Raw genomic sequence first — 6257 nt, 5'->3', positions numbered from 1 at the left:
AGCTTCATCAGGCCTGTGTAGAGAATAGCCCCTGCCGCCTCTGGGCCAACTTTTGAGACAAAAACTCCGTCGACGCGCTGCCGCTGATGACAAGGTCGCCCCCGGACAGTTTGAAGTGATCCCATTTTCGGCGAAGTTGAGCAGTCGATAAGAAATTGCAGCCTTCCAGAAACACACTTGACGGCCACGAACGCCTGAAATCCGGATCAATGGCATCGCCGCTGTCGTGAAAATCGACAGCCATGATACCGGGGCCTTCTTGGAATCTTCCTACTTTGGTGAATCGCTTCACCTCCCAATGCGCTGGGATTTGGCCGGATCCAGTCGATGCCGCTGTCCTTCATCGGGGCGCGGTGGGGTTCAGCCGCGGGCAACGCATGCTGGATCAGGATCTGCCGTCGCTCGCGCAAAGGGCGATCTGCGCCTCCTGATCCGCACCGCCTCCTCCACCCTCGCGCATTTCCCACTACAGAAACTCCGCAATGGCGCGCTGTTCGTCTGGGGATGGGATAGGGCAATTTCAGGTATTTCGAAATCCAGATATGACAGGTTTTGGCGTAGGGAAGGCTGAACCCAAGGCATAAAAGACCTTCTACTTCACGTCGTAAGAATGGAAGCAGATAATGCAGGAAAACTTGGTTGATCTGCGCCTTCGGTCCTGGAGTTTGTCGGCGTAAGCGGACGTGATGATGCCGGAGCGTCTTTCGCTAGTCCGGTTTCGAAGGCTCGTCACTTATCGTTCTTGCAAATCAGTGCCACGAATGACATTGATGTCACCGGGCTGGACGATCTGATAGGTTTCCGAAGCTTTCGGGAACCAGCCCGGTCAAGCTTGATACTCGTCCTTCACGATAACGCGACCATAGCTGAGGAGACAGCACGGTGCGTTTCTTTGCTTCATACGCGTGTTTCTTTTTTTCCCCGGTTTTCTTTGCAGAGACGCACTGGCGCTAAGGCTCGACTTCGCCATTCGCTAGGGGACATCGCCGATCCACTCAACGCCGCTGTCGCCAAAGCTGCCATAGGTCGGATACGCCGCCAAACTCATCTCTGCTGGCTCCAGCTTGGTAGCGATCTCGACCCCAAGAATATCTGCCATCAGCCCGGCATCGGCCTTTTCACTCCAGCGCAAGAATATCCTGCGTCACGGCATCCGGGCTGCTGCAGCGGCTTGTGGCGGTAGAAGTATTTTGTTGAAGCTGATCTCGTACCCGATGCTTCACCGTATCCAAGTTCAATCCGGCCTTCGGCCACATGCGGCCGCAGCACTCGGCGCGGAAATAGCGGTGGATGCACTGCATCTTTTCAGCGGCACTGCCTCGCTATCGCTTTCAAGTCACTGCACTGGTTCCTCATAGGTCAGGAAATTGCCGTCGGGCTGGCGATAAAGACCAAAATCAGCAAGCTCCTCCCGAAGTCACAGCCCAACCGGGCCGCGTGATCGCCTTCCAGCTCAGACGCGCTGGAGTTTGCGGGATTTGTCGACGACCCTTCTCCGCATCCTCAGCGATACCAGCCGAGCCGCGTTCAGGGATCGCGTTCCGCTCAGTAGCGGGCCATAGCTTGATCTTGCGGGCCCTCAGGATCTTGGCCACCTTATCGCGAAAGGCGTTGAAATCGGCGGTCTCTTCGGAATTTGCCGACAGGCTGCATCAGCTGCATGCCCGCCACCGCGAAGCAGCCAGATGCGCTGAGACGGACCCAGAGCGCCTGTATCGACCAGCTTGCCGCGCTGTTTGGCGTTCAGGGTGATGTCCCTGTTCCCTCGCACCAAAGTTTGGATCGCCTTGGCCTGCGATTTCCGGTGAAAACCGGGCTGATAGGACTCTCCTCACCATGCTCGGCCCAAAGATGCGCCATCGGTTTCGCGCAGGATTTGTCGAACCGCAGCGTTTCCAACCGTTCCGCGCTGAATTGGGCGCGGCGACGGTCGGGGCGTTCGATGGTGACCTTGTGATAGCCGAAATCGGTGTTGTCGAAGATCTGCACGGCAGCATGCCTGTCGGATCACCGTTCCCGTCGATCCGGCGCTCGACCGGTTGGAAGGCGAGATGCGCGGCGACGATTTCGTCGGATATGTTGAGGCGCGAATTCGCAGGTTCTTGTCGCCAAAGGTTCTTGCGCAGCTTGCGGAACAGCAGGTTAGCGTCGATCAGCTGGACCTTGCCGCGGCGCGTCTCGGGCTTGGCGTTGGTCAGAAGCCAGATGTAGGTGGTGATGCCGGTGTTGTGGAACAGGTTACGTTGGGGGCAGCTGGATGATCGTATCCAGCATGTCGTTTTCGATGATATGGCGGCGAATGTTGGGATTCGCCACTGCCCGCGTCGCCGGTGAACAGGCTGGAGCCGTTATGCACCGACGCAATGCGCGCACCGATGGGGCTGTCCTTGGTGGACTTCATCTTGCCCACCATTTCCATCAGGAACAGCAGTTGGCCGTCGCTGGAGCGCGGGGTGGCGTCCAAGGTTTCGGTTTTGCCCCAGTAATCGTTGAGATCGACCTTGAAGCGGGGGGGTCGATGACATCCTTGCCGTCACTTGATGTGTTTCAGCTCGCTGTTCCAGCTTTTTGCCGTAGGGCGGGTTGGACAGCATGAAGTCGAAACGATGTGCGGCGAATTCGTCGGTGGACGAGGTCGAGCCGACCTTGATGTTCTCGGGATTGTTGCCCTTGATCATCATGTCGGATTTGCAGATGGCATAGGTTTCGTCGTTGATTTCCTTGCCATAAAGGTAGACGTCGCCGGTCGCCTTGATCTGGCCCTCGGGGTCGATGATGTAGTTTTGCGATTCCGTCAGCATGCCGCCACTGCCGCAGGCGGGGTCGTAGATGGTCATGACGGGGGCAGCCGGTCCCGGATCGGATCGAAGACCAGGTGGGTCATCAGGTGGATCACCTCACGCGGTGTGAAGTGTTCGCCCGCCTCTTCGTTGTTTTCCTCGTTGAATTTGCGGATCAGTTCTTCGAACACATATCCCATACCAAGGTTGCTGAGGCCGGGCATGGCATTGCCTTCGGGATCCTCGAGCAGGTGCGGCGTCAGGTTGATGTACGGCGAGATGAACTTTTCCAGCACGTCCAGCAGGACCTGCTTGTCGGCCATGTGGCGCATCTGTTCCAGTAGCTTGAATCGCTGGATGATCTCTTTGACGTTGTCGCTGAACCCGCCCAGGTAGTCTTCCACGTTGGCCAACAGGATCTGCTGGTTGTTGGTGGCGGTGGCGTGAAGCTGTTTCAACGTCCATTTGCTGGTGTTGAAAAATACGTAACCGGAGGCCGCCTTGAGTGGGGCATCGTCCAGTTCGATCGCCTTCATTTCGTCCTTCTGAAAGCGGACCTCCTCTAGAACCTCGGCTTTCGTGGGTTCCAGAAGGGTATCGAGGCGACGCAGCACGACCATCGGCAAGATGACATCACGGTATTTCCCCGGACATAAACGTCGCGAAGGCAGTCGTCAGCGATAGACCATATGAAAGAGACGAGCCTGTTGTGAGCAATTTGGTTCATGAGCGAGTTTTGCAGTCCTGATGAGATGCTAGATCAGTTGATGGCGGCATTTTATTGAATGAATTGAGCTTTTTACGGTAGCCGTAGCCGATCTAATCGTAGTGGTGAGTAGGCTGCACTGCAACGTCTGATCATTCCGGTTCAATGCTAATGGACCCCAATGGTCTCTCCAGTATCCAGCCTCTTAACATAATCGACCGCGCTCCCATTCCAGTGATAAGCGAAATGCGCCCCCCTGTGCGGGGATCGGAACCACATCCGGCCAGAATGCGGCGATGCAGTTGCCGCCCGCAAACCTCACACTGGGCCAGGTTATGCCGTCGGAGCCCGCCGCGCGGCGCTGGGCACCGAAGACCTGAGAGGCGGCATAGTCATCCGGGTGCAGCAGGTCATCCATCCCGGAGACATCGTCAAATTCGGCATCGACAGACCCGATCAGCTCGCGGAACTGCGATGTCCAGCCGGGGGCTTCATCCGTAACCAGCATGGTTTTCGTGTGGTGGTGGATGGTTTCGGCAATCGCCACCCTCGGTGCTGTCGCCCGCGTAGTACAGGCCAAACGTCCCATCGGTGAACCGTCCCACTCGCAAAGGCGAGCAGTGAACAAAGGGGGCCATGACCCAGCTTGCGCCGGTTCCTGTGATGCGTCGGTCCTCGGGGACCTTTTGCGAGATCGCCGATGCTGTCACGGATACGCGGGTTGAACTTGGCCTCAGCGAGGCCAGCGCCTCCCAATCGGCAGGGTCGGCAATGTCCTCGAACAGGTCAATCGGCGGATAGATCGAGCGGATGATCCGGGCTGTGCGCGGCCAGACCACGCGGCGCACCGGCGCTGTCACCATGCACCACGCTCGGCGTCCAGATAGCTGCGCAGATCGATCAGATCAGTGATCTCGCCACGCATCATGACGTCGAGCGCGCTTTTGGCCGTTGAAGGCCGCGTTCGGCTTTCTGATCCAGGCATAGCCGCGCGCGGGATCGCTGAAGAGATAGCGCAGGCCCTTGTGAATCCCCATCAGGATGGCCATGCGCGCCCGCAGATCGCGGTCGATCCAGCTGATGCTGCCGTCCTTCCAGCGCGCCCATGTGCGCTGGGCCATATCACCCAGCAGCGTGCGGGCCTCGATATCGCTGAGCTGCCAGGCGCGGAACAGGTTCACGGTGGTGCGCGCGAGGGCGGCCGCCTCCTCGTCCGTGATGGCGGGAAGGTCCGGGCGGGACGCGGTGGGTTCGATTGTGGCAAACTGCATGGTAAATCTCCTGTGACACAAATATATAGATTATATGCCATTTGACAAGATGCCGTTTCCAGAGAGGCCGCTGCTACAATCACCGCCATGGCTGCACCTTCGGCATTGCCGCCGTCACCTCAACATCGCGTAACATCCGCCCCACCACCAGCCCGTCGCGCACCCAATCCAACGCCTGCCACCAATCCTCATAGCCGCGCCGGGCGGAGGTGATCTGCTCGGGGTGCGGTGCCAGGTGACGGGGCAGACCAGCACCTCCACTGTCCGCCATTTGCCCTGGGTCAGCACCCGTTCGGTGCCCACAACTTCCGTCACGGCCCGAATGCCATGCTGATTTTGCCGCGTTTCCACCGGAACGCAGCGCGGCACGACACCGGGCATCCAGTCCGGCGTCAGTCCGGCGCGGGCCAGTTCCGCCACGCGGATGGCCATGCGGATGCCGCCCAGCGCGTCGGGCATTCCGGCGACGATGGCGGCGATGACCTCGGCATCTGCATGGGTGTAACTTCCCATCTTGTGCTGGCCACCATCCACTTTGCAGCCCAGCGCGGCACGCTGCATCAAGACGTACTCCAGACCAAACCCATAGCCTTCCTCGACCACATCCTTCGGCGGTGGCAGTTCCAGCTGTGCCTTTTCCACCCGGAACGCCCATTCCAGCGCCGCCTGCACGCCCAGCGCGCGTTTCACCTTTGTCCCGCCAGCCCGGGCAATCCGTCCCTGCATGCTCATGGCAGCCATCCTTCAAAGAGAGTCATCTGCGCTGGGCCCTCCGGCTCTTGGCTCGGTCGCCAGATCCAAGGGCCCGAGGCCATGGGCAGCCGCGAGAGAGCGCCACGCATGCGCTGCTGCCAGCGGGTGAACTCCGTTGCCGAGCAGGCGCAGAGCGCGTGCCCGATGGGCCAGCCCATCAGCCATCCGACGAAGAGCGGATTGAGCCGCCGCCGCGCCCGGGCTTTCAGGATCCGCCGCGATACGACCCGCCCATGCGAGGCAATCATTGAAGCCCAGAGCGGGCGCGAGATCGGGGCGTGCAGCGAGGACCGCCCATGCGGCGGGGTCGCCGGGTCCGGGTGGGTGAAGCCCTGTTCCGCGCGATAGTGCAGGATATCCATCCGGGACTTGCCATCGGACCGCGTGATGCTGGCGGGACTGCTGCCCTTCCAGTTCTGCGCCGCCGGTGTTGGCCATTGCAGCGCCTGCGCACTCAGCTTGGGCTCGCCCCGGCTGTTGATCTTGCCGCGTAGCCGGTCGACCTGATCGTCCGCCACCGGCGTCTGCCATTGTGCCGCCTGCGCTGGCAGGGAGGCATCCCGCCCGAGCCATAGCTCTGGCCGGGCTACCCTTCGCTCCGTCCGTCGCCTTCGGCGTCGACCAGTTGGTGATGCCCAGCGCCAGCGCTTCCGCCTTGCGGGTGAAATCGCTGTTCCCCGCCGGATTGTAGCGGGCAGTGCCGGGATGCAGGCTCATCGGTGTGGGCCAGGATGAAGATGCGGAGCC

Annotated in this window: 8 protein-coding genes and 2 pseudogenes; all 10 read right to left on the bottom strand. The window is 60.2% G+C overall.

Going from position 1 to position 6257, the window contains the following annotated elements:
• Positions 1 to 7 precede the first annotated feature (7 nt).
• Entirely contained in the window at positions 8 to 244 is a 237-nt protein-coding gene (locus tag FGD77_RS22005; protein ID WP_255014068.1) for a hypothetical protein, read from the bottom strand.
• Positions 245 to 973: 729 nt separating this feature from the next.
• Positions 974 to 1132, bottom strand: coding sequence for a hypothetical protein (locus FGD77_RS22000; RefSeq protein WP_255014067.1), 159 nt, complete (start codon positions 1130 to 1132; stop codon positions 974 to 976).
• A gap of 611 nt (positions 1133 to 1743) precedes the next feature.
• Complete coding sequence (locus tag FGD77_RS21995) at positions 1744 to 1989, bottom strand: hypothetical protein (RefSeq protein ID WP_255014065.1); 246 nt, start codon at positions 1987 to 1989, stop codon at positions 1744 to 1746.
• A 359-nt stretch (positions 1990 to 2348) separates the two neighbouring features.
• The gene (locus tag FGD77_RS21985; RefSeq protein ID WP_255014061.1) at positions 2349 to 2801 is read right to left on the bottom strand and encodes an N-6 DNA methylase; all 453 of its coding nucleotides are present in this window, start codon (positions 2799 to 2801) and stop codon (positions 2349 to 2351) included.
• Between the two features lie 32 nt (positions 2802 to 2833).
• A complete protein-coding gene (locus tag FGD77_RS21980) occupies positions 2834 to 3400 on the bottom strand; it encodes a type I restriction-modification system subunit M N-terminal domain-containing protein (RefSeq protein ID WP_255014405.1) in 567 nt (188 codons plus the stop codon).
• A 291-nt stretch (positions 3401 to 3691) separates the two neighbouring features.
• On the bottom strand, positions 3692 to 3994 hold the full coding sequence (locus FGD77_RS21975) for an RES family NAD+ phosphorylase (protein ID WP_255014059.1): 303 nt from the start codon (positions 3992 to 3994) through the stop codon (positions 3692 to 3694).
• Positions 3978 to 4349: a hypothetical protein gene (locus FGD77_RS21970; RefSeq protein WP_255014057.1), complete on the bottom strand. Its 372-nt coding sequence runs from the start codon at positions 4347 to 4349 to the stop codon at positions 3978 to 3980. Before FGD77_RS21970 ends, FGD77_RS21975 begins: the two co-directional genes overlap by 17 nt.
• A 42-nt stretch (positions 4350 to 4391) precedes the next feature.
• On the bottom strand, positions 4392 to 4757 hold the full coding sequence (locus tag FGD77_RS21965; RefSeq protein WP_369682756.1) for a hypothetical protein: 366 nt from the start codon (positions 4755 to 4757) through the stop codon (positions 4392 to 4394).
• A gap of 79 nt (positions 4758 to 4836) precedes the next feature.
• Positions 4837 to 5489 (bottom strand): annotated as a pseudogene (locus tag FGD77_RS21960) (hypothetical protein).
• A pseudogene (locus tag FGD77_RS21955) lies at positions 5486 to 6227 on the bottom strand (DNA methyltransferase). The pseudogenes FGD77_RS21960 and FGD77_RS21955 overlap by 4 nt, the downstream one beginning before the upstream one ends.
• Positions 6228 to 6257 lie beyond the last annotated feature (30 nt).

Source organism: Roseovarius sp. M141 (genome assembly GCF_024355225.1).
In the GTDB taxonomy this organism is placed as follows: Bacteria; Pseudomonadota; Alphaproteobacteria; order Rhodobacterales; family Rhodobacteraceae; genus Roseovarius.
The sequence above is the reverse complement of the archived record's forward strand: the minus strand, read 5'-3'. Positions and strand labels throughout refer to the sequence as shown.